This is a genomic window from Pseudomonas reactans (assembly GCF_013387025.1).
GTDB classification, from domain to species: domain Bacteria; phylum Pseudomonadota; class Gammaproteobacteria; order Pseudomonadales; family Pseudomonadaceae; genus Aquipseudomonas; species Aquipseudomonas reactans.
Genome location: NZ_JACAQP010000032.1, coordinates 1 through 23,054, shown reverse-complemented (window position 1 = coordinate 23,054; position 23,054 = coordinate 1). Strand labels below are relative to the sequence as shown.

The window sequence follows — 23,054 nt, the reverse complement described above, 5'->3', positions numbered from 1 at the left end:
TGTAGGAGCCGGCTTGCCGGCGATGGGGTCCTTGAGCCTTGCAGCGTTTGAAAAAACGCTATCGCCGGCAAGCCGGCTCCTACAGGGGGATTGTGTTGACAGGGAGAGAGCAGATTGCATGCCAGTCGCTGCCACAATCGCTCTAGACCACGTACTACAAGGGTTTCAGCGGTGGTGGCAGGGAGGTGATCCTGTCTCGGCTGCTGATGTGCAAACACGCAAGTGCTGGCCGATTGCTGCTCCAGCAGCAGTCAAGGGTAGGGGTGTTGGTATATTCGAAACGGGTATATATAAATATTAATTAATAATTAAATGGTATAGAAAACTTCATGCACTATTGAGCACGCGCTTTTACTGCCAGGAATGCACCATGTCGCTGATCACCCATCCCAATGCCCGCGAATTGACCAAGTCGGTGCGTGCCACCGTGCTGGTCTTCAAGGACCCGCGCTCCCAGGAATTGCTGGCGCGTATCGAGCGCCTGGCCCCCAGTGAAGCCAACACCTTGATCATTGGCGAGACCGGCACCGGCAAGGAATTGGTCGCACGGCATATCCACAATCTGAGCCGTCGCGGGCGTGAACCCTTTGTGGCGGTGAATTGCGGTGCGTTTGCCGAAACCCTGGTGGAAAGCGAACTGTTCGGCCATGAAAAAGGCGCGTTCACCGGTGCTACCACCCACAAGGCCGGCTGGTTTGAAGCGGCCAATGGCGGCACGCTGTTCCTCGATGAGATCGGCGATTTGCCGCTGAACATGCAAGTTAAATTGCTGCGGGTTTTGCAGGAGCGTGAAGTGGTGCGCCTGGGTTCGCGCACGCCGATCCCGATCAATGTTCGGCTGGTGGCGGCCACCAACGTCAACTTGGCTGACGCGGTAGTGGCCGGGCATTTTCGCGAGGACTTGTTTTACCGTCTGCACGTCGCAACCATCCGCCTGCCCCCGCTGCGCGAACGGCCGGGCGACATCCTGCCGCTGGCCGAATTCTTCCTTGAAGAACACTGTCAGCGCCTGGGTTACAACCGCGCAAGCCTGAGCATCGAGGCCGAGCGCAAGATGCTCGAACACAGCTGGCCGGGCAATATTCGCGAGCTGGAAAACGCCATTCACCACGCCTTGCTGGTGTGCCGTAACCAGCGGGTGCAACCGGCGGACCTGCATTTGGTGGACATGCGCTCTTCGGGCATTCGCCAGGACGAGGCCAGCCACGCGCCGCCCGCCCTGAGTGGTCCGGTCGACCTGGAAAGTGCGCTGAACGCATTGTTCGAACAGAACATTCCAGACCTCTACGAACACATCGAAGAGACGATTTTTCGCGCGGCTTATCGCTATTGCCACGGCAATCAATTGCAGACCGGCCGCCTGCTGAATATCAGCCGCAATATCGTGCGGGCCCGCCTGGAAAAGATCGGTGAACTGGGCAAACCGGTGTTACTCGACGGCCAGTAATGCTAGGTTTTCGGACTTCGCTGACCGCTCGAGGGTTCGACGTTGATTCGACTTGCTGACTACATCGCCGTTTTTTCCGATTCTGCCCTGGCGCCCTGGGCTGACCTTACGCCTTGGGCGCTGGTCACCCAGGCGCCCGCCATCGTTCGCCAATTGTTAGCCGAACTGCCGGCCGACGAGTACGTCATCCAGAATGAAATCGCGGTCCACCGGACTGCCACCGTCGAGGTCGGTGCCTTGCTCAAACCGCCATTGATTGTCGGTGCGCATTGTTTCATTGCCAGCGGCTCGCTGCTGCGTGGCGGTTGCTGGCTGGATGAACACTGCATCATCGGCCCCGGCGCTGAGTTGAAGACGTCCTTCGTGTTCAGCGGCAGCAAGCTGGCGCATTTCAACTTTGTCGGTGATTCGGTGCTGGGGCAGGGGATCAACCTGGAGGCGGGGAGCATCGTCGCCAATTACCGCAATGAGCGCGATGACAAAGAAGTGTTGGTACGAGTGGACGGGGCGTTGCAAAGCACCGGTTGCGATAAGTTTGGCGCGTTGCTCGGTGACCAGTGCCGGATCGGCGCCAATGCGGTATTGGCGCCAGGTGCGCTGCTCAAGCCTGCCAGCGTGGTGGGGCGCGGGCAGGTGTTTGATGCAGAGAAAGACTAGAAGTCGGCGATAAACTGCACGCCGCCGACGACTGCGCCGGTGGTTTGCGTCAGCCCGCCGGGGTACTTCACGTATTGCAGGTTGGGCCGCACCATCAGCCATTTTGTCGCTTGTACACCGTAGTTGATTTCGTAGCTGTATTCGCGGCGCTGCTCGGGCACGTACAACGGGTCATCAATGGCGGTTACGCCATTGACGGCGTTGAGCATCTGCGTGTTACGGGTATAGCGGTCGCTGACCTGCAGTTTCGATGCGCCAATGCCGACAGTGTCGTCTGGGCGTGAATCGAACGGGCCGCGGTAGATCAGGCCGACCTGGATCAGGTTTTTGATCACGCTCTTGTCCGGATCATTCATCGTCAGGTTGGCAAACAGGTTGAGCCCGCGCTTATTGTTGCCGTCGACCGTCGTCAACTGCTGCTGGCCCGACAGCCACCAACCGTCATTACTGGAATACATCCGATAAGGCTTTTGCGAGCTGGCGGCAAAGTTACCGTCGGCGTCCTTGAGCATGTCCTTGGTATTGGCGTTGGCATAGTAGTAACCCACGTGGTATTCGGAACTCAGCCCGGCAACCTGGCCTTTCCAGATGGCCTCGATGGGAAAACTGGTGCCCTGGGAGCCGCTGATGAAGGGTTTGAAGCCATTGCTGGCTTCGGCATTGCCAGGGTTTTTGTCATAGGCACCCACTTGCACCGCGAACTCATCGGTGAACTGATACTTGGCACGCACCGCCCACTGGCTGATGGGGAAGCTATTCCATACGCCGTTCCAGTTGCCTTCCTGGGAGCCGCACAGGGTCACGTTCTGGAATTCACAGGGGAACTGATCGAAGTCTTCGCCATGGCCGAAGCGCCCCAGTTTCAAGGCGAATTTGCGCTCGAAGAATTTCTGCTCGTACCAGAACTGCGAAAGCCGCCAGGCATTACCGCCGCCAAACACTTCCATGGTGGAGGTCAGTCCGGTGGCGTTCGGCTGATGCACGCGGTCGTTGGTGATGTCTTTGCCGTGACGCTCGCCGATGCCGATGCGAAAGATCGCGTCCTGCCAGCTGAGCAGTTTTTGCAAGTCCATGTTCACACCGAGAATCAACTGGTCGCTCCAGCGTGCGGTGGTGTGCGAGTTGTAGCCGCCGCCGAGGTTGGAGCCGACTTCGCCGACGTACTTGAGGGTGAAGTCATAGCCTTGCTCGGCCAGTTGCGGGCGCAGGCCGTTCCAGTCGCCGAGCATGGCGGGTGAGTTTGGGTCCAGTAATCCGGCGCTGAAGGCGCAGGTCGACATGGCGCTGCAGAGCAGGGCCAGGGGGAGGGTGGTGCGCATGGGAGGCTCCTTGGATTGTTGTTTTTATGGGTGTTGAAACTCAAATTTCAGGCGTGCGCGAGCCGTGTGGGAGCCGGGCAAGCCCGCTCCCACAGTGGATTTGTGGTGTTTGTAAGAGTGCGGGGTGTTACTGCAGGTTTACGTACAACCCGCCATCCACCAGCAACGACGCGCCGGTTACGTAGCGCGCCATGTCCGAGGCGAGGAATACGATGGGCCCGGCCACATCATCCGGCTCACCCAGACGACCCAGCGGCGTGCGCGCGGTCATGTAGGCGAGTTTTTCCTCATCGGCCAGGTCGTCCTTGTTGATGTCGGTGGCGATGGTGCCCGGCAGTACCGAGTTGCAGCGAATGCCGTACGGTCCCAGGGCAATTGCGCAGGATTGCATCAACGAATGCAGGCCGGCCTTGGTCGGTGTGTAGTGGGTCTGCATGCCGCCGCCTACCAACGCGCTGATGGAGCTGACGGCGATGATCGCGCCGCCGCGACCCTGGTTTTTCATCTGGTTGGCCGCCGCCTGTACGGCGAAATAGGCACCGTTGAGGTTGGTGTTGACGGTTTTCAGGTAGACCTCGCGGGGCATGTCGAGGAACGAGTGGAACGGGCAGATACCGGCATTGTTGACGAACACGTCGACGCTGCCGAAAGCGTTCACTGCGCCGGCCACCAGCTTGTCACCGGTGTCCGGGTCGGCGGCGTCGCCGCCCACTTCGATGGCCTGGCCGCCGAAGGCCTTGATCTCCTCGATCAACGAATACGCAGCCTCCGTACCTTGGCCGCTGCCGCTGTGGCCGATGACCACGCGGGCCCCCTGGCGCGCACATTCACGGGCGGCGGCGCGGCCGATGCCACGGGAGGCGCCGGTGATGATCACGGTTTTGTCTGCAAGCAACATAAAAACTCTCCTTCAAGAAATAAGCGACATCAGCCCAGGTAATTGCCGTAGCCGACCATGGCAATCGCACCGAGGATCACCGCGATACCCGCCACCAGCACGCCTTTGTTGGCCGCACTGGTGCCGTGCCATTCGCGGAAATACAGGCCCCAGCAGTTGGACACGATGATGATGAATGACATGTGCAGTACCCAGGAGCTGGCGTCGTTCTGCAGGCGGCTTTCGCCCATGCCGTAGAAGAAAAACTGCAGGAACCACAGGGTGCCGGCAATCGCCACCAACAGGTAGTTGCCCAACAGCGGGGTGCTGCGGTCGGTGTAGTTATGGAAGGTGCGGTTGCGCCAGTTCAGCCACAGGCACCAGATACCGTTGGTGGTGAGTCCGCCCCACATGATCACCATGAAGGTCACGTTGTTCTGGAACAGGCTGTTGGCGCCGTGCTCTACAGCCGCGGCGGCCAGCGGTCGACCGGCGGAAATGCCGTAGCTGAAACACGCACTCAGCACCCCGGAAATCACCGCCACCAGCATGCCCTTGCCCAGGGAGAATTCGCTGACACTGGCGAACTTCACCGCCTGGGACACTTCTCGTTCCTTGATCAGCCCGGCCTTGCCGCACACTGCAATGCCGACCAGCGATACGGCCACGCCCCACAACACCCAATGCCCGCCTTGCGAAGCCAGCATCGAGGTCAGCGTACCTTCGGTCTCCGTGGTGAAGAGGTCGCGGTACAGCGCCGGCATCAATGCGCCGAGGGCCGAGGTAAGGCCCATGATCAGCGACATGCCCAGGGACAAGCCGAGGTAGCGCATGGTCAGGCCAAATGTCAGCCCGCCAATGCCCCACAACACGCCGAACAGATAGGTCCAGAGCAGGGTGCTGGTGTCGGCGTTGCGCAGGATTTCCACCCAGCCAGGCACCGTCAGTTGCGCCGCGATCAGCGGCACGATCAGCCAGGACACCAGGCCGCCGGTGATCCAATAACTTTCCCAGGCCCAGCCGCGGACCTTCTTGTAAGGGATGTAGAAACTGCCGGAAGCGAAGCCGCCGATAAAGTGCAGAATCACACCAAGGAGAATGATTTCCACGTAGTCGAATCCTTTTTATTGTTGTTGTGCGTCGGTTGGATCAGGGGCGCGTCAGTTGGAACATGGGCAGCAGGTCAACACTGATCGGTGAGGCGTCTGCATGGCTGGGCATGATGTCCTGCATGTAGGCCCACCAGCGCTGCATCAGTGCTGTACCGGGCAGTTCGTCCAGGCCGTGGACATTTTCGTGGGTCAGCACGGCGAACAGCGCATTGCCCGGTTCATCGAAGAAAATCCGGTAATCCACCACACCCGCATCGAGCAGCGCCTGGGCCAGTTCGGGCCAGATGTCGTCGTGGCGCTTGCGGTATTCATCGGCCTGGCCGGGGTTGAGGTTCATGCGAAAGGCACGGGTCTGCATCACGGCGCTCCATGGCTAGGCGTGTAGATCCGCACCGCGTTGTGCAGGAAGAATTTGGCTTGTACAGCCTCGGGTTTGGCGGCAATGCAGCGCTTGACCAGGCCCAGCGTGGTGGCGAAATCCGCCAGGTGATCGCTGTTGGGCCAGTCGCTGCCGAAAAAGCAGCGGTCTTCGCCAAAGGCTTCCCACAACACCGCCAAGCGATCGTTGTAGAACGTCGTGTCGGTGATCAAGCCTTGAGGGCCGAGCTGGGGAATCTCCGCGAGTTTGGCGAACACATTCGGGCGTTCGGCCAGGCGTAGGAGGTCCGCGTGATAGGCCGCCTCTTCGCCTGATGGCACCTGGGCGTTGGGCAGGTGGTCGATGATGATGCGCAGCTCGGGCAGCCTGTCGCTCAACTGCAACAGACCTTTGACAAGACGCGGATTCGGGTTGGCGCTGTCCAGGCCACGGCCGCTGGCGGCGAGTTGGCGCAGGCCGTCGATAAAGCCAGGACGCGCCTGGTCTTGCAGCAGGTCGCGATTCCACAGATTGCCGTAGCGCAGGCCGAGAAACAGCGGCTCATTGACCAACGCGTCGAGGTCGTTGGCGAAGTCGGCGTGCAGCGGATCCAGGTTGCCGACAAAGCCGAGCATGCGCGATTCGCTGCGCAGGGTGTCGAGCAGCCAGCGGTTATCGTCGCGCCACGGGCTGGCTTCCACGGCAATTGCGCCGACCACATTGTGCGGCGCGGCCAGGGCCCAGTAATCCGCCGGCAGGTGCGCGGCATACAGCCGGTTACCGGGTTCAGGCCATGGAATGCCCTCGGGGCGACGTGGGTCGAACAGGTGCAAATGGCTGTCGATGATCGGGCCGCTGTAGGCAGTCAGGGGCATGACGCAGTCCTTATCAAAAGCAAATTCGGAGGGGCCAGCACGCTAGCGCGCCCGGCCCCGATTAACCAGCTCAGCTGTGCAGGTACACCACATGGGTATGGGTGTACTCATACAGGCCGTGCTTGCCGTCGGCACCGCCAATGCCGGATTTGCGCACGCCGGCATGAAAGCCCTGCATGGCCTCGAAGTTTTCACGGTTGACGTAGGTTTCACCAAAGTCGATTTCGCGCACCGCGTGCATGGCCTTGCCCAGGTCACGGGTGTAGATCGACGACGTCAGGCCGTAGTCGCAATCGTTGGCCAGGGCGATGGCTTCGTCGAGGTCGTCGACGATCTGGATCGGCAGCACCGGACCGAAGATCTCTTCGCGCATGATCTCCATGTCGGCGCGGCATCCAGCCAATACCGTCGGCTGGAAGTGAAAACCCGCACCCAGGTCGGCAATCTGCCCGCCGCTGACCAACGTTGCGCCCTGGCTCAGGGCGGTGCGTACTTTGCGGTTGACGCTGTCCAGGCCCTGGCGGTTGATCAGCGGGCCCATTTCCACGTCGGCCTGGGCGATAGGGTCGCCATAGCGGGTGGCGGACATGGCTACGCTGATGCGTTCGATAAACTGGTCGGCAACCTTGCGCTCCACGTACACCCGCTCGGCGCAGTTGCACACCTGGCCGGTGTTGATGATGCGCGAATCGCGGATGGCTTTGACCGCCAGCTCCAGATCGGCATCTGCCAGCACGATGGCCGGTGCCTTGCCGCCCAGTTCCAGGTTGAGCTTGGTGATGTTCGGTGCGGCGGCCGTCATGATCCGCGAGCCGGTCGCCACGCTGCCGGTGAAGCTGATCATGTCGACGCCTGTGTGCGCCGTGAGCGCGCCGCCGACCCGGCCGTCGCCGCAGACCACGTTGAACACCCCGGCGGGCAGGTCGGTTTCGGCGACGAGCTTGGCGAACTCGAAGCAGTTGTTCGGGGTTTCTTCGCTGGGCTTGATCACGATGGTGTTGCCGGTGAGCAGCGCCGGCGCCATTTTGCGCGCGATCAGGAAGAACGGAAAATTCCACGGCAGGATGCCGGCCACCACGCCCAACGGCTTGCGGAACAGGAAGATATTTTCATTGGCACGGTCGCTGGTGATGATCTCGCCTTCGATGCGTCGTGCCCACTCGGCCATGTAGTCGAGATAGTCGGCGGTGAAATTCACTTCCACCTCCGCCAAACCACTGACTTTGCCTTGTTCCAGGGTGATGGTGCGCGCCAGGTGCGCAACGTTCTCGCGCAGCTTGGCGGCGATGCGGCGCAGGTGCCCGGCACGTTCGATAGCGGGTTTGCGCGCCCAGGTCTTTTGCGCCTGGCGTGCGGCGGCCAGGGCCTGGTCGACCTCGGCGGCGGTGGACGCCGGCACCTTCGACAACAAGGCGCCGGTGGCCGGGTTGAGCACGTCAATGTGCGCTTCGCTGGAGCTGAAGCGGCCATTGATGAAGTTCTGGTAAACGGGAACGGATGACATGGGCAGGTTCCTCAATAAGTACGCGAAAGCGCTGTCGTTTCGGCGGCAGGGCGATAGCGGGCAAGGGTGGCCAGGGCACTCTGGCGCAGCAGGCTGATGTCGATGGCCACCGCGATAAAGCGGCAACCCCAGGCCTGATAGCGGCGTGCATCGTCTTCGTTGGGCGCCAGGATGCCGCTGACCTTGCCCGCGGCGAGGGTGGCGTCGATGGCGTGCTTGATGCGCTCCTGAACCTCCGGATGGCCGGGGTTGCCAGCGTGACCCAGGCCGATGGACATGTCGGCGGGGCCGATGAATACAGCGTCAACGCCTTCTACGGCGGCAATCGCGGCGACGTTTTCCACGCCAAGGCGCGATTCCACTTGCACGATCAGGCACAGCTCTTCATGGGCGGTGTTCAGGTAGTTGTCCACGCCGTCCCAGCGCGTGGCACGGGTCAGACCGCCGCCGACGCCACGGATGCCGTGGGGCGGGTAACGCATGGCACGCACCAGGGCCTGGGCCTGTTCGGCGGTTTCGACCATTGGGATCATCAAGGTCTGGGCGCCGATATCGAGCAGTTGCTTGATCAGGCTGGCGTCACTGTTGACGGCGCGCACTACCGGCGCGGTGCTGTACGGTGCGACCGTCTGCAACTGGTTGAGGACGCTCGGAACCGTATTGGGAGCATGTTCGCCGTCGATCAGCATCCAGTCATATCCGAGGCTGGCGACGATCTCGGCAGCGTAGCCGGTGGCGAAACCGGCCCAGATGCCGTATTGGGTGGCGTCCTTGGCGAGGGCGGCCTTGAAGCCATTGCGGGGCATGTTCATGGCGGGTTCCTCAGCGGTTGTAGGGACGGTGCAGTTGGCAGTCCGGGTTCAGGTCAACGCCGAAGCCCGGCTTGTCCAGCGCCGACAAGCGCATGCGGCCATTTACCGGCACCGGTTCGCCCAACAATTGCGGGTGGAACATCGGCACCACTTCATCCGCTTTGGGCGCCATCATCAGGAACTCGGCGAATGGGCTGTTATGGCGGGTGGCGACAAAGTGATAGCTGTACACCGACGAACCGTGGGGCACGACCATTGCGTTATGCGCATCGGCCAACGCCGAGATTTTCACCAGTTCGGTGAGGCCGCCGCACCAACCGACGTCGGGCTGGATGATGTCGCAGCAGCCCATTTCCAACAGCATGCGGAAGCCCCAGCGGGTGGCTTCATGTTCACCGGTGGTCACCAACATACCTTTGGGCACGTTGTTGCGCAGGGCGGCATAGCCCCAATAATCGTCTGGGGACAGCGCTTCTTCGATCCACTTCAGGCCATTCTCATGGGCGCCGATCGCCAGCTTGGTGGCGTAGTTCAAATCCAGGCTCATCCAGCAATCGAGCATCAGCCAGAAGTCCGGGCCGACCCGTTCACGCATGGTCGCCAGTGCTTCGAGGTTCTTGCGCAGGCCTTCTTCGCCTTCGCTGGGGCCGTGGTGCAGGGGCATTTTGCCGCCGATAAAACCCATTTTCTGCGCGAGATCCGGGCGCGCGCCGGTGGCGTAGAACTGCAACTCATCACGCACCGCACCGCCGAGCAGTTGGTGCACCGGTTCCTGGCGGATTTTGCCGAGCAGGTCCCACAACGCCAGGTCGACGCCGGAAATCGTGTTGATCACCAGGCCCTTGCGCCCGTAGTAGAGGGTGGACTGGTACATCTGGTCCCAGATTTTCTCGATGTCGGTGACGCGCGCGCCTTCGAGAAAGCGCGCCAGGTGCTTCTCGACAATGTAAGCCGCCGGTTCACCGCCAGTGGTCACAGCGAAACCGACGGTGCCGTCGCTGGCTTCGATCTCCACCACCAGGGTGCCGAGCACGTTGATGCCAAAGCTGCGGCGGCTCTGGCGGTACTCGGGGTACTTGCTCATCGGCGTGGAAATATGGTCGTCGATCCAATGCCCATCGGCCTGGTCGTGGTAATCGGCGCCGCCGCCTCGCAGTACAAAGGCGCGGACGTGTTTGATGGTGAGATGACCCATGATGTGACTCCTAGCGTTAAACAGTGGCCGGCGTTTTCGACGCGGTGCGGCCGGGTGAATGGATGCCCAGCACCAGCAATGCAGCCAGTACCGTGGTGGCGGACAGCAGGTACAGGCCGGCTGCCGGGGAATTGAAAGCGCCTTCGGCCCAGTGCTTGATGACCGGTGCGATGAAGCCACCGAGGGCGCCGAACGAGTTGATCAAGGCAATGCCGGCCGCAGCGGCGCTGCCGGCCAGGTAGCTGGAGGGGAACGTCCAGAACACCGGTTGCACCGCGATGAACCCCGAGGCGGCAAAGCACAGGGCGAGCATGCCCAGCAGCGGGTTGGCGAAGGTCACCGAGCAGGCGATGCCGGCGGCAGCCATCAGCAGGGTCAGGCAGGCGGTCTGGCGACGCAGGCCGGTACGGTCGCTGTAGCTGGGAATCCACCAAGCTGCAAACAGTGCGCAGAGCCAGGGAATGGCCGAGACCAGCCCGACCATCAAGCCGACCTTGGTGCCGAGCAGATCGCCCACTTGGGTCGGCAGGTAAAACACCACGCCGTAGACGCTGGCCTGGATCAGCAGGTACACCAGGCACAAGTACAACACCGAGGGTTGGCACAGCACGGTGAGCAGGCTGCGACCGTGGGAGGTTTTGTGCTGGTCTTCCTGATCCAGCAGGCTCTGCACTTGCTCACGCTCAGCCGGGGTCAGCCACTTGGCGTCGGCGGGGCGATTGTCCAGATACCAGTAGGCCCAGATGCCCACTGCAGTTGCCATCAGGCCTTCCACAGCGAACAGCCACTGCCAGCCGTGTATGCCGCCAAACCCATCCATTTCCAGCAGCAAACCGGACAACGGGCTACCGAAGATGAAGGCCAGCGGCGCACCGAAATAGAAGAAACCCATGGCCTTGCCGCGCACGGCCTGGGGGAACCAGTAGGTGAGGTAAAGAATGACGCCGGGGAAAAATCCGGCTTCGGCCACGCCGAGTAAAAAACGCAGCACATAAAAGCTGGTTTCGTTGTGCGCAAAGACCATGGCAGCCGAGATCAGGCCCCAACTGACCATGATGCGGCACATCCACAGGCGGGCGCCGACACGGTGCAGGATCAGGTTGCTCGGCACTTCCAGCAGCGCGTAGCCGACAAAGAACACGCCAGCGCCAAACGCAAAGGCGGCGTCGCTTAGACCGGTGTCGGCCTGGAAAGCTTGTTTGGCAAACCCGACATTGGCACGGTCGAGAAAGGCCATGATGTACATCAACAGCAGGAAGGGCAGCAGTCGCCAGGAAATCTTGGCGAGCAGGGGCGCTGGGAGGGTTTTCATAGTGGCGTCCGATGTTTTGTTCTTATGGGACGGACTGTACGGCCGCCGAGCAATGCGCTACAAATCGAATCTCGCTTACAAGTGATAACCTCAGGGTATCGATAACAAGGATAAAAATGCGCAGTCCCGCGATCTCTCCCAGCCTGTTCAACCGCCTGCGCTACAAGCATCTGCATATGCTCGTTGCGCTGAGCTCCAGCCAGAACCTGCACCGTGCGTCACAGGCGCTGAACATGTCGCAGCCTGCCGCCACGCGCATGCTGCGTGAGATCGAGGACATGTTTGCCTGTGATCTGTTTGAGCGGTTGCCGAGGGGCATGCGCCCCACGGCGCTCGGGCAGGAGTTGATCCGTTTTGCCGAATCCGCCCTGAGCGGCCTGGACCGGTGTGCCGAAGACTTGATGGCACGACAGCAGGGCGGTTATGGCTACCTGTCGATTGGCACCATCATGGGCGCCGCACCGGACCTGGTGATGGACTCCATCGCGCAGATCAAATCGCTGAACCCGCAACTGCGTATCCGCATCATGGGTGACACCAGTGACCAAGTGATCCAGTTGCTTGAACAGGGACGCATCGACCTGGCTATCTCGCGCCGCAATGCTGCCACCGACAACGAGCACTACAGCTTCGAACCCCTGGGCAACGAACGCTTGCTGGTGGTGGTGCACGCCGGCCACCCCCTGGCCCAGCGTGAGCAGTTGATGCTGGATGAACTGGTGCGCGACTGGCCGTGGATCCTGCAACCGCAAACCAGCCCTGCGCGCATCGGCTTCGACCAGGCGCTGCAGGATTTGGCGCTGCCCAGCCCGGCGGACATCATCGAGTGCAGCTCGGTGTACTCCATGCAGCAGTTGATCCAGCTGACCGACGCCGTGATGGTGCTGTCCGAAAGCGCACTGCGTGATTACCTGAAAATGGGCCTGGTGGTGGCGCTGCCGGTGGCCCTCGACGTGCGACTGGCGCCGTTTGGCATGTTGTTGCGCAAAGGCGAAGTGGTGAGCCGTGAACTGGGGTTGTTTATCGACTTGTTGCGGCAGAAGGCCGCGATGCTTTGAACGTGATGTGTAAAGGGCATGGTGCGTCGGTACGATATTAAATAGAATAAATCTCATTTGAGACTCACTCGCGCCGCGCAGGTCGCTTGCCATGAATGATGCTGTTGTTCCGACCCACGCCCCCGAACTGACGCTGTCGAGCCTGTACCGTGACCACCGTAGCTGGCTGGAAAGCTGGTTGCGTCGGCGCCTGGGCAATGCCTGGGATGCGGCTGACCTGAGCCAGGATACGTTCTTGCGGGTGCTCGCCAGCGCCCAGCCGATTGCGCAGATGCAGGAGCCGCGTGCCTATCTGGTCACCGTCGGCAAGCGCCTGTTGGTGAATTTTCATCAGCGGCGCAGCCTTGAACAGGCCTATCTGAAGGCCTTGGCGAGTCTCCCTGAAGCCTGCGTGCCGTCGCCCGAACAGCGTTGGTTGGTGCTGGAGACCCTGCAAGCTCTGGATGAATTGCTGGATGGCTTGCCGGTGCTGGTCCGCCGCGCCTTCCTGTGGAGCCAACTGGAAGGGCTGGGTTACCGGGAGATTGCCCAGCGCCTCGACGTGTCGGAGCGCACGGTCAAACGCTACATGGCCCAGGCCTACGAACACTGCCTGCTGGTGGACCTGTGAGCCGCGACGTCGCCCGCGCCGCCGCGCAATGGTTGGCGCTGCTGGAATCCGGCGCAGCCACCGAGCGTGATCACGCCGCGTTGCAGCATTGGCGTGACAGCCACCCCCAGCATGAACAGACCTGGCAAAAAGCCCAGACCCTGCGCCAGCGTTTCAGCGACTTGCCCCAGGCCTTGGCGATGGCCAGTCTCGACCGTCCGCAACCGGGACGCCGTGCCGTGCTCAAGCGTGCGCTGGGTATCGCTGCACTGGTGCCGACCGCGTGGTTGGTCAGCCGCCAATTGCCCATCGAGACCTGGCGCGCCGACTTGCACACCGCCACCGGCGAGCGCAAACGCATGTCCTTGGCCGATGGCGGCAGCTTGCAGCTCAATACCGCGACGGCGGTGGACGTGGACCTGGCGCAGCGACGCATCACGCTGGTCGACGGCGAGTTGGCGTTGAATGTACCCGGCGCCACACCGATGACCGTGCAGACGCGCTACGGCGAGTTGAGGGTCAGCCAGGCCGAGGTGTGTGTGCGGCAACTGCCCGCCGGTTGTAGGGTGTCGGTGCTCAAGGGATCCGTGCAGGTGCGTGATTTGAGCGGGCAGATGGCGAGCTTGCAGGGAGGGCAGCAAGCGCCGCTCAACGCCAGCGGGCTAGGGGCCTGGGTGCCATTCGATGTGTTGCAATTGGGCTGGCGCGACGGTGTGTTGACTGCGCAGAACCAGGCGCTGGGCGACTTCCTGCGGGAGTTGGAACGTTATCGGCCGGGCGTGTTGCGCTGGGAGCCGAGCCTGGAGTCGTTGCGGGTCACCGGCAGTTTCCGCCTGGACGACACCGACCGCATCCTTAACCTGCTGGCCTCGACCCTGGGGCTCGAGGTGCAGGCGCGGACGCGGTATTGGGTGACCTTGCGCAAGGTCGTCTAGATCACATGGGCACGCTGCAACTCAGTCAAGGATTGCGCCTTGAGCTGCGCCAGCAACGGATCACGCCGGTCACGCGGGTGCGGCAGGTTCACCGCCAATTCCTGGCGAATGCTGCTCGGCCGGTTGTCCATCACCAGCACCCGATCACTCAGGTACAGCGCCTCGTCCACATCATGGGTCACCAGCAACAAGGCGATGGCATGATGTTCGGCCAGTTGCAGCAGCAAATCCTGCAGCTTCATGCGGGTAAATGCATCCACTGCACTGAACGGCTCATCCAGCAGCAACACCTGTGGCCGTGAATACAACCCCCGCGCAATGGCCACCCGTTGCGCCATGCCGCCGGACAACGCCTTGGGCAGCGCCTGGGCAAAGCCCTTGAGGCCGACTTCCTCGATCAACTGCGTGACCCAGGCCTTGTCGTAGTGGCTGTCATCGCTGAAGCCGATGTTCTGTTCCACCGTGAGCCAGGGCATCAACCGTGGCTCCTGGAACACAAAGGCCACTTCGCCATCGGGGCTGCGCAGTTCGCCCTGGAAGTCCTGTTCCAGGCCGGCGACGATGCGCAGCAGCGTGCTTTTGCCGCAGCCGCTGGGGCCGAGCAGGCTCACGGTCTCCTGTGGTTTCAACGCCAAACGCACGTCTTTCAACACGGTGGTGCTGGCAAAGCTTTTACGCGCGACATGAATATCCAACAGCGGTTGCACGCTCATTGGCCGGCTCCCTGGAAGGTATCGCGCCAGGCCAGGCAACGCGTTTCCAGTGCTGCGAGCAGGCCATCGCTGACCTTGCCCAACAGCGCCAATACGATAATCGCCGCCAGCACGATATCCGGCCGCGAAGTCTCCCGCCCATCACTGAGCAGGTAACCCAAGCCCTTGGTAGCCGCAATCAGTTCGGCCGCCACCAGAAACATCCAGGCCAGGCTCAAGCCACTGCGCAGACCGGTGAACAGGCCGGGCAGGGCGGCGGGCAGCAGGATCCGACGCACCAGCCGCCGCCGGCTGAAACCGTACATCTGCCCGACTTCCACCAGCTTGCGGTCGATATCGCGGATGGCCGCGACGCCATTGAGGTACACCGGGAAAAACGCGCCAATCGCGATCAGCACGATCTTCGAGGTTTCGTCGATGCCCAGCCACAGCAGCAACAGCGGTACCCAAGCCAGGCTCGGGATCGAACGCAGCCCGGCAAACGTCGGTTCGAGGTAGGCCTCCGCCTCGCGGCTCAAACCGACCCAGGCGGCAAACACCAGGGCGAGGCTGGCGCCAATGGCGAAGCCCAGCAGCACCCGGCCCAGACTGGCGCTGATGTGCTTCCACAATGCGCCTTCGGCCAGGTCGGTGAGGGTCACGGCGATCTCGCTGGGTGCCGGCATCTGGTACGACGGCAGCCAACCCACGCGCACCACCACCTCCAGCACCAGCAAGATCAGCACCGGCAACACCAGGCCCTTGAGCCGCCTTGGCCAGGCACTGCGGTTGATCACCACCGGTGCGGCAAGGGGCAATGCTTGGGTTTTGCTGGTCATCACGGGCTCCTTAATGGCCGAACGAAGTGTCGATCAACTGGTCGATCACCTGGTCCACGTTCACGCCTTTGCGCACCAGTTCTTCCGACACCAGGATCGGCGCGGCCGCCTTGGACGCCACCACATCCTTGCTGCTCAGGAACGGCGTGCTCAGGTCGGTGCGCGAGAGTTGCAGCTTGGCCACTTCCAGCGGCAGGCCGGACTCGTCGGCCAGCAGCTTGGCGAATTCATCCGGGTGTTTCACTGCCCAATCCCGTGCCTTTTCATAGGCGCCGAGTACCTTGGTGATGGTCTGCGGATGCGCCTTGGCGAACTTCTCGGTGACGCTGACCACGCCGTAGCTGTTGAAGTCTTTATTGCGGTACAGCAGGCGCGAACTGGCCTGGATTTCACTGGCGGCCATGTGCGGGTCGAGACCCGCCCAGGCGTCCACGTCACCTTTTTCCAGCGCAGTGCGGCCGTCCGGATGTTGCAGGTGCACCAGTTCCACGTCGTCCTTTTTCAGCCCGGCCTGTTGCAGGCTGCGCAGGGTGAAGAGGTACGGGTCGGTGCCTTTGGTGGCGGCGATTTTCTTGCCCTTGAGGTCGGTGACGCTGTTGAGCGGCGAGTCTTTGCGCACCACCAACGCGGTCCATTCGGCGCGGCTATACACATACACCGATTTGATCGGGCTGCCGTTGGCGCGACTCAATACTGCCGACAGGCTGGCCGACGAGGCAAAGTCCACGCCGCCACTGTTGAGGTATTCCAGCGAGCGGTTGCTGCCTTGGCTCAATACCCAGCCCACTTTGGATTGCGGCAAGGCTTGTTCCAGCCAGCCGAAGTGCTTGAGCACCAGGCTGACGGGCGAGTAATAGGCGTAGTCGAGGTTGACTTCGGCGGGGTCGGTGTCGGCGGCTTGGGCCAGGGGTTGCAGGCACAGCGCGAGGGTGCAGGCGCTGAATAGGCGTTGGGTGAAGGCTTTCATGGAACAGCTCCGGCAAGGCGTTGAGAGAAGGCTTTTCTTATATTCAGAAAATTTGGTTTGCATGTTCCATCATGCTTTATAGGAATATGCAGTCTCTGTGCCATGTGCTTTGGAGGCGTGTTTCCGGGGTTCAGGAAGCGTTGAGCTGTGGTGGGAGAAGGCAGATTGTTGAAGCGCTGTTGGCTGGGCAACAGTTCATATATATCTGTATCGAATAAATAAAGAGTTATATATTCCTTTTAATGTTCTGAGCGATGGCGCATTTTAAGGGCCTGCGCATTCGTGCGGATTGACCCAACAGCCAAAAGGAAAGCCGACATGACCATTAAAGCGATCAACGTGCGCAACCAGTTCAAGGGCGTGATCAAGGAAATCCTGCTGGGGGAAGTGGTGTCGGAAATCGACGTGCAGACCGCGTCCGGCATTGTCACTTCGGTGATCACCACCCGTTCGGTGCGTGACCTGGAATTGAAGGTGGGCAGTGAGGTGATTGCGTTTGTGAAGTCCACCGAAGTGTCCATTGCCAAACTCTAAAACCCCGCACACCCCCTGTAGGAGCCGGCTTGCCGGCGATGGCGGCCGCAAGATCAACGTTGATCCTGCTGGCCTCATCGCCGGCAAGCCGGCTCCTACAACGGGGGGCGAGCCGTCAGGCTATTTTCGGGCCTGAACCGCCGGGTGGATGAGGCTGCGGTCTTTCCGGCGGGGCATCGGTGGGTAGACTTTTCGGTTTCTCGTTCGGATCTTTGTAATCCTTGTGCAAGCCCCCATCCAGCCGATTGCTCGACGAGCCGCCTTTTTGCGGGGTCTCGTCGAAGTGTTCCCATTCCGACTGCTGGAAGCGGAAGATGCTGTCATCGGTCGGCGCGTCACGGCCACCGTAATGGTGGATCTCGTAGTGGGCGTATTCGACCTTGTCAGCCCAGTTGTCCTGCAATAAACCGTCGCCGGCCAGGTCGCGGTACCAGTCGTTTTCCTTTTCGGTAGCCTTCTGCTTTTTGTTGTGGTCGACGAAGTAGCCAATGATCCCGCCGACCACCGCCAACACCACACCCACCAGGAACAACGGCCCGGTCAACGCCGCCGCCGTGCCCGCGCCAAACAGCGCCGCAGCCCCCAGCACGCCCGCCGAGGCACCGAATGCACCGCCGGCCACTTGCAGGCCACCGGCCGCCTGGGCCAGGGGATCCTTATCCTTCACGCCGCTCTTGATCGCCAGCGCACCCAACACGATGTCGGCAAAGCCGCCAGCAATGTCCGTGGCGGGGCCGAGCACCTTGATCACGGAACCGGCGATCTTCGCCGATTTGGACGCGCCCAGCTTGGCCGCACCGGCAGCCGCCAGGCCGTCATCCAGGTGCGTGGCCAAGCCTTCGGTGGCCTCGGTGACGGCCTTGTCGCCGTCGCCGAACATCTTGGCGATGCCGTCGTACTGGCTGTCCGGCACGGCATCGAGGGCGGTGGCGATCTTGGATTTGACCTCGGAGGGCAATTCGCTGACGCGGAACTCGAAGTTCGGCTCCTGCATGCCGGTCTTGCCCCAGATTTCCGGCAGGGTCTTGTCCAGCCCCAGGAAGTCCACCAGGCCGCCTTTGCCCAGGGTTTCACCGATCTTGTCGCCCAGGCGCACGAAGTGGCTGGAGCCGCCGGCAAAGCTCAGGAAGTCCTTGGCGATGGTCATGCGCTGCGCCGGGGTTTCACCGAGCTTGCCGCCTTTGCCCACCAGTTGGTAAATCCCGGAGAACAGACTCACACCGGCACCCAGGGAACCGAGAATGCCCTTGCTGTTGAGGGTGTTGAACACCTCGCCGAGCATGCCGCGATCGGCCACCGGGATATAGGGTTTGCTCAAGGCGGTTTTCAGGTCGGCTTCGCTGATCGCGCCGTTTTTCTGGTAGACGGCGCCCAGTTCTTCCAAGGCCTTGGTGACGGCGGCGGATTTTTCCTTGCCTTGCAGGCCTTCGTTGAGGAATTTCTCCAGGGTTTCCTGGGTACGGCGCGGCAAGTCCAGCACGTTGCCCTTGAGCACGCCTTTGAGCAGGCCGAACAGGTCCTTGGTCGCCAGTTCTTTGTTCTCGTCGGAGATCTTGCTCGGGTCCGACAGGATCGCATTGAGGTCGGTGGTCAAACCGTCGGCCTGGATATTCTGTGCGGCTTTGCTCGCAGCTTCCGGGTCGAACAGCGACAACGACGTGAGGGTGTCGCTGAGGTCTTTCTGCGCCTCGTAGGTCTTGCCCTGGCTTTGCAGGTCCTTGAGGTACAGTACGTAATCCGGGTTGGAAGTGAGGTCCAGCAGCTTCTGCTTGATCTCGTCCTTGTTGGGCAGTTTGTTGATCGCCTCGTCCATTTTCGACTTGTAGTCAGCCTGCACGGTCGGGTCGTTGAACAGCTCGCCGATCTGCTTTTGCACGGCCTTGCCGTCGATGATGTCGTGCATGTCGGCCGAGGTCAGCTCGGTCTGCTTGTCATCGAACTCACGCCAGGTGGTGTTGAACGGGCGCTTGGCCTCTTCGTAGCCGGTGATGCCGTGGCCGTTCTGATAGGCCGCCTGGGCTTCGAGGGCGCGAACCAGCTTGGCGCGCGGGTCGTCTTTGGGAATCGAGCCGTTTTTCACGCCTTCGCGGTAGGTGTCGATCAGTTGGGTGGTGGCCAACTCGCTGACGCTGAGGGTGGGCGACTTGTCGTCCTTTTCATCGGCATGCACGCCGGTGTCCAGGTTGAGTACATCCAGCTCGTCGGCCTTGGGCAAGTTGTGCTTGGCGCGGGTGTCGTCCACCGAGCTGGCGCTCCAGGCTTCCCATTTTGCCGCCACATCGTCGTAGAGCTGCGGGCTGAGTTCCTTGGAGACGATGACCTTGCCTTCGCTGGTTTCGTAGCGGATCAGGCCGTCGCCCAATTCATCCGGGGAGCCGAAGGTGATGTCGGTGTTCTTCAGGAAGTCATTCGGCCCGGCCAGCTTGTAGCCTTCGCCTTCGCTGGTGTGGATCTTGGCCCAGGTGTCATTGGCGGTGGCGACACTCTTGAACAGCTCGGGGCTGACGTCGGCCGAGACCACCACCTTGGTGCCGTCATGCAGTTCATAAGTGAGGATGTTGTCTTTCTGGTCGTTGTTCCAGTTGAAATTCTTGTAATCGTTGAGGCCCGGCACTGGCGTATTGGCGTCGGCCAGCACCGCGCCGTTGTTCAGCTCGCCTTCCACCACGGCTTTCTTGCCGGGGTCGGTATAGACCTCATGCAGGCCGGCCAGGTAGTCGAACAGCTTGGGGTTGTCGTCGCGGGCCACCACCATCTTCTGGCCGTTGCTTTCGAAGCGGATCAGGCCTGGGCCGACTTCATCGACCGGGCCAACCGCCGTGCCGCCGTAGGGTGGCCACACTTCATTGTCGCTGGCGCGCTTGTAGCCGGCGTCTTCGCTGCTGGACAGGCCGGTGAAGCTGGCATAGGCGTCCTTGGCTTTCTGGAACGCTTCGGGGTTGTCGCGCTGGCTGATGACGACCTTGGTGCCGTCCTGGGTCTCGTAGCGGATCACGCCCGGGCCGGTTTCATCGGGTGGGCCGAGTGATTTGTAGTCGGCGAGTTTCGCCGGGGCGCTGCCGTCGGCGCCGAGGCTCTGGTAGCCGGCATTCTGGCTGGCGACCACGCCGGAGAGGGACTTGAAGTCGGTACTGACCTGCTTGAACAGCTCGGGGCTGTCCTGTTCGCTGACGATGACTTTCTTGCCGTCCTGGGTCTCATAACGAATCAACCCCGGGCCGACTTCATCGGGTGGGCCGATGGCCTTGTAGTCGGCGAGGGCGGGAGGTGGTGTTGCATCCTTGGCGGCCAGTTCATAACCGTCTTTCTTGCTGGCATCCAACCCGGACGGCGTCTTGTCGTGGGCCTCTACCTTCTTGTTATTGGCGCTGTTCTTGAGCAGCACATGGAACGGCGCGCCGGACTTGGGCGGCGTGCGGGGAAGGGCTTTGGGGTCGGACGAGCGATCGAGGGGCTGGGTCGTCATGCCATGGAACTCCTGCTGTAGCCGGTTGTGGCGGTCGGCAAAAACAGTAACAGCAGGGGTTCGGCACTCGTTGCGAAAAGTTGTGAATTAGGCCTGACGGTTGCGCAGCGCGCGCTCCATGCGTTGCAGGCCTTCTTCCAGCATGGCCCGTGGGCAGCCGAAGTTCAGGCGCACGAATTGCTGGCTGTCGTCACCAAACTCGATCCCGGCGCTCAAGCCGACCTTGGCCTGCTCCAGGAAAAACTGCTGTGGGTCATCCAGGCCCAGGGCGCTGCAATCCAGCCAGGCCAGGTAGGTGCCTTGTGGTGCATGCATGACCACGCCAGGCAGGCGGGTTTGCACGGCGTCGAGCAGGTAGTCACGGTTGCTTTGCAGGTACTGCACCAGTGCGTCGAGCCAATCACTGCACTGGCTGTAGGCTGCGCGGGTGGCTTCCAGGCCCAGCGGGCTGACGCTGTCGACCATGCCGCAACGGGCATTGTTGAAGCGCTCGCGGATCTCGGCGTTCTGGATCACCGCGAAGCAGGTCTTCAGGCCAGCAACGTTGTAGGCCTTGCTCGCCGACATCAGGGTAATGGTGCGCTGGGCAATCTCGGGGCTGAGGCTGGCGGTGGGAATGTGGCGACGGCCGTCGAAGCACAGTTCGGCATGGATCTCGTCGGAGATGATCAGCGCGCCGTGTTCCAGGCAGGCGTTGGCCACGGCCAGCAGTTCTTCGCGTGGGAAGACTTTGCCCATGGGGTTGTGCGGGTTGCTCAGCAACAGCGCACCCGCGCCGGTCAGCGCCTGGCGCATCGCAGGCATTGGCGTGAGGTATTCGCCGTTGATCAGCTCGAAGGGCACTTCGATGCGCGTCAGGTTCCAGTGGCCGGGCGCCAGGCGAATCGGCCGGTAGTTGGGGGTTTGCAGCACCACGGCCTGGCCCGGTTTTACAAACGCGTGCAGCGCCATATTAAAGCCGGGCTCGACGCCGGGCAGAAACAGCAGTTCATCCGGCTGAACGCGCCAAGCGTACTTGGCCCACAGGTCGGCGATGATCGCCTCGCGCACATCTGGCCCGGCGACGCTGTAGCCCAGCACCTGCTGGTCGAGGCGCGCGTGCAGGGCTTGCAGGACGGCGGGCGGGGCGGCGATGTCCATGTCGGCGATCCACATCGGCAACACGTTTTGCGGGTAACGGTTCCACTTGGTGCTGCCGGTGCCGAGGCGGGGGTGGATCGTGTCGAAATCAAAGCTCATGGGGGGGCTCGTATCAGGAAGTCAGGCGCAAGAATGGCGCTGATTCTAGCGCCATTATTTTTATAGGCCAGAGCTGATTGCCGCCGCGAGTTGCCGGTGCGCCTGTTCCAGGGCGCGGTTGACCGCTTCTTCACCGCGCACCATGGCCGGCAGGTAGACGAAATCCACCGAGTGAATGCCCACCGTCGACAGGATGGTGCTCATGTACGGGGTCAGGAAGTCCGGCTCATGGCCCTTGCGGGCGTTACCTGAACTGACCAGCACAAAGGTACGCCGGTCCTGCAGTAAGCCGACTTTGGCGAACTGTTCATTCACGGTAAAACTGCGCTGGATGCGCACCACATGATCGATCCAGGCCTTGAGCGCCGCCGGCACGGTGAAATTGTGTACGGGGGTGCACAGGATCAGCAGATCACAGGCTTCCAATTCCACAATCAATTGTTCCGAGAGTGTCGTGGCGCTGCCGCTGAGTCCGCCGGGGGTGGTCAGCGCGTTGGCATATTCACGGGTCAGGGGCGGCAGTGCCTGGCTGCCATAGTCACGCTCGGTTACCTCGGCGTCGGGGACCAGGTCGCGCAAGAAGGCGCGGGCCAGTTTGAAGGTCTGCGCGGCTTTGCCGTGGGGGCTGAAGCTGAGGAGCAGGGTGCGGGTCATTGGTTCAGGTCCTGGGAAAAGTGCATGCCCAGGGGCAACAGGCCCTGGCGGAAATAGAAGCGCTGGGCCAGGGCCATGTGCATGCCGGTGTCCAGTACCAGCCAGCGGTAGCCGCGGGCGCGGGTTTCTTCGCGTACGCGGTCCAGCAGGTGTTCGCCCAGGCGGCGCCTTTGTTGCGTGGCGTCTACGACCAGGTCGTCTACGTAGATGAAGCGGCCGTACAGGGTGTTTTCGGTTAGCCGATAGCCGGCCAGGCCGATTACCTTGCCGTGCTCTTTTGCTGCGAGCAGGTGATAGCCGTTTTGCCGTTGGCGGTGGATTTGTTCGGCGAATGCTGGGGCGTCGGTGAGGTGGGGGCGTAGTTGGTGCATGACTGGGAAGCTGGCGATGAGGTCGGCTTCGGTTTCCAGGTAGGTGAATTCGATGTGGTCATTCATGGTGGGGGCTTTGTGTGGTGAGGGGTATGCCATTGTTGTGGGTATGGCTGAGGTGGGACAGGGGCATGATTGGACATTTGGGTTGGGGCATATCCGATATTTGGGTAACGGCGGCTTAAGGTTCCGCCCTTACGGCGGGTCACTTTGGAAAAGCCCCAAAGTAACCAAAGGGCTCT

The 23,054-nt window shown here is 61.7% G+C and carries 22 protein-coding genes; 6 read left to right on the top strand and 16 right to left on the bottom strand.

What is annotated here, in order from left to right; genetic code table 11:
- Positions 1 to 370 precede the first annotated feature (370 nt).
- Positions 371 to 1,447, top strand: a complete 1,077-nt coding sequence (locus HX793_RS24670; protein WP_095016028.1) for a sigma-54 interaction domain-containing protein — start codon at positions 371 to 373, stop codon at positions 1,445 to 1,447.
- Positions 1,448 to 1,489: 42 nt separating this feature from the next.
- A complete protein-coding gene (locus HX793_RS24665) occupies positions 1,490 to 2,104 on the top strand; it encodes an LbetaH domain-containing protein (protein WP_177049143.1) in 615 nt (204 codons plus the stop codon).
- Here the strand turns inward: HX793_RS24665 and HX793_RS24660 are convergent.
- The 9 genes from HX793_RS24660 to HX793_RS24620 form a co-directional block, all read right to left on the bottom strand.
- Positions 2,101 to 3,423, bottom strand: coding sequence for a carbohydrate porin (locus HX793_RS24660; RefSeq protein ID WP_177049145.1), 1,323 nt, complete (start codon positions 3,421 to 3,423; stop codon positions 2,101 to 2,103). The two genes, HX793_RS24665 and HX793_RS24660, sit on opposite strands and share 4 nt — an antisense overlap.
- A gap of 127 nt (positions 3,424 to 3,550) precedes the next feature.
- On the bottom strand, positions 3,551 to 4,321 hold the full coding sequence (gene lra1, locus HX793_RS24655; RefSeq protein WP_177005402.1) for an L-rhamnose 1-dehydrogenase Lra1: 771 nt from the start codon (positions 4,319 to 4,321) through the stop codon (positions 3,551 to 3,553).
- Between the two features lie 29 nt (positions 4,322 to 4,350).
- A complete protein-coding gene (rhaT, locus tag HX793_RS24650; protein ID WP_177060184.1) occupies positions 4,351 to 5,409 on the bottom strand; it encodes an L-rhamnose/proton symporter RhaT in 1,059 nt (352 codons plus the stop codon).
- A 40-nt stretch (positions 5,410 to 5,449) separates the two neighbouring features.
- Positions 5,450 to 5,770: an L-rhamnose mutarotase gene (gene rhaM, locus HX793_RS24645; protein ID WP_177094802.1), complete on the bottom strand. Its 321-nt coding sequence runs from the start codon at positions 5,768 to 5,770 to the stop codon at positions 5,450 to 5,452.
- Positions 5,770 to 6,645: an amidohydrolase family protein gene (locus tag HX793_RS24640; protein WP_177094804.1), complete on the bottom strand. Its 876-nt coding sequence runs from the start codon at positions 6,643 to 6,645 to the stop codon at positions 5,770 to 5,772. The genes rhaM and HX793_RS24640 overlap by 1 nt, the downstream gene beginning before the upstream one ends.
- Before the next feature lie 70 nt (positions 6,646 to 6,715).
- Positions 6,716 to 8,149, bottom strand: coding sequence for an aldehyde dehydrogenase (gene aldA / locus HX793_RS24635; protein ID WP_177094806.1), 1,434 nt, complete (start codon positions 8,147 to 8,149; stop codon positions 6,716 to 6,718).
- 11 nt (positions 8,150 to 8,160) lie between these two features.
- The gene (locus tag HX793_RS24630) at positions 8,161 to 8,961 is read right to left on the bottom strand and encodes an HpcH/HpaI aldolase family protein (RefSeq protein WP_177094808.1); all 801 of its coding nucleotides are present in this window, start codon (positions 8,959 to 8,961) and stop codon (positions 8,161 to 8,163) included.
- A gap of 10 nt (positions 8,962 to 8,971) precedes the next feature.
- Positions 8,972 to 10,156, bottom strand: coding sequence for an L-rhamnonate dehydratase (rhmD, locus tag HX793_RS24625; protein ID WP_177094810.1), 1,185 nt, complete (start codon positions 10,154 to 10,156; stop codon positions 8,972 to 8,974).
- 16 nt (positions 10,157 to 10,172) lie between these two features.
- Positions 10,173 to 11,468 (bottom strand): MFS transporter, encoded by a 1,296-nt coding sequence (locus HX793_RS24620; protein WP_177005408.1) that lies wholly within the window; start codon positions 11,466 to 11,468, stop codon positions 10,173 to 10,175.
- A 116-nt stretch (positions 11,469 to 11,584) separates the two neighbouring features.
- Between HX793_RS24620 and HX793_RS24615 the strand changes: the two genes are divergently transcribed.
- From HX793_RS24615 to HX793_RS24605, 3 genes are all read left to right on the top strand, one after another.
- The gene (locus HX793_RS24615; RefSeq protein ID WP_061436758.1) at positions 11,585 to 12,526 is read left to right on the top strand and encodes a LysR family transcriptional regulator; all 942 of its coding nucleotides are present in this window, start codon (positions 11,585 to 11,587) and stop codon (positions 12,524 to 12,526) included.
- 91 nt (positions 12,527 to 12,617) lie between these two features.
- On the top strand, positions 12,618 to 13,136 hold the full coding sequence (locus HX793_RS24610) for a sigma-70 family RNA polymerase sigma factor (RefSeq protein ID WP_177094812.1): 519 nt from the start codon (positions 12,618 to 12,620) through the stop codon (positions 13,134 to 13,136).
- Complete coding sequence (locus HX793_RS24605) at positions 13,133 to 14,050, top strand: FecR domain-containing protein (protein WP_177094814.1); 918 nt, start codon at positions 13,133 to 13,135, stop codon at positions 14,048 to 14,050. The genes HX793_RS24610 and HX793_RS24605 overlap by 4 nt, the downstream gene beginning before the upstream one ends.
- Here HX793_RS24605 and HX793_RS24600 read toward each other — a convergent pair.
- The 3 genes from HX793_RS24600 to HX793_RS24590 are packed head-to-tail and all read right to left on the bottom strand — an operon-like array spanning position 14,047 to position 16,548.
- The gene (locus HX793_RS24600; RefSeq protein WP_177060179.1) at positions 14,047 to 14,763 is read right to left on the bottom strand and encodes an ABC transporter ATP-binding protein; all 717 of its coding nucleotides are present in this window, start codon (positions 14,761 to 14,763) and stop codon (positions 14,047 to 14,049) included. The genes HX793_RS24605 and HX793_RS24600 overlap by 4 nt on opposite strands.
- Positions 14,760 to 15,581, bottom strand: a complete 822-nt coding sequence (locus HX793_RS24595) for an ABC transporter permease (RefSeq protein WP_016979599.1) — start codon at positions 15,579 to 15,581, stop codon at positions 14,760 to 14,762. The genes HX793_RS24600 and HX793_RS24595 overlap by 4 nt, the downstream gene beginning before the upstream one ends.
- 10 nt (positions 15,582 to 15,591) lie before the next feature.
- A complete protein-coding gene (locus HX793_RS24590) occupies positions 15,592 to 16,548 on the bottom strand; it encodes an aliphatic sulfonate ABC transporter substrate-binding protein (RefSeq protein WP_177049166.1) in 957 nt (318 codons plus the stop codon).
- A 318-nt stretch (positions 16,549 to 16,866) separates the two neighbouring features.
- Between HX793_RS24590 and HX793_RS24585 the strand changes: the two genes are divergently transcribed.
- Positions 16,867 to 17,082 carry a TOBE domain-containing protein gene (locus tag HX793_RS24585; protein ID WP_003173733.1) on the top strand — a complete coding sequence of 72 codons (216 nt, stop codon included), beginning with the start codon at positions 16,867 to 16,869 and terminating at the stop codon, positions 17,080 to 17,082.
- Positions 17,083 to 17,197: 115 nt separating this feature from the next.
- On the opposite strand, the gene HX793_RS24580 is transcribed toward HX793_RS24585, so the two are convergent.
- The 4 genes from HX793_RS24580 to HX793_RS24565 form a co-directional block, all read right to left on the bottom strand.
- Positions 17,198 to 20,548 (bottom strand): hypothetical protein, encoded by a 3,351-nt coding sequence (locus HX793_RS24580; protein WP_177060177.1) that lies wholly within the window; start codon positions 20,546 to 20,548, stop codon positions 17,198 to 17,200.
- 87 nt (positions 20,549 to 20,635) lie between these two features.
- Positions 20,636 to 21,787: a MalY/PatB family protein gene (locus HX793_RS24575; RefSeq protein WP_177094816.1), complete on the bottom strand. Its 1,152-nt coding sequence runs from the start codon at positions 21,785 to 21,787 to the stop codon at positions 20,636 to 20,638.
- Positions 21,788 to 21,847: 60 nt separating this feature from the next.
- Positions 21,848 to 22,441: an FMN-dependent NADH-azoreductase gene (locus tag HX793_RS24570; RefSeq protein ID WP_177049172.1), complete on the bottom strand. Its 594-nt coding sequence runs from the start codon at positions 22,439 to 22,441 to the stop codon at positions 21,848 to 21,850.
- Positions 22,438 to 22,878 carry a GNAT family N-acetyltransferase gene (locus HX793_RS24565; RefSeq protein WP_177049174.1) on the bottom strand — a complete coding sequence of 147 codons (441 nt, stop codon included), beginning with the start codon at positions 22,876 to 22,878 and terminating at the stop codon, positions 22,438 to 22,440. The genes HX793_RS24570 and HX793_RS24565 overlap by 4 nt, the downstream gene beginning before the upstream one ends.
- Positions 22,879 to 23,054 lie beyond the last annotated feature (176 nt).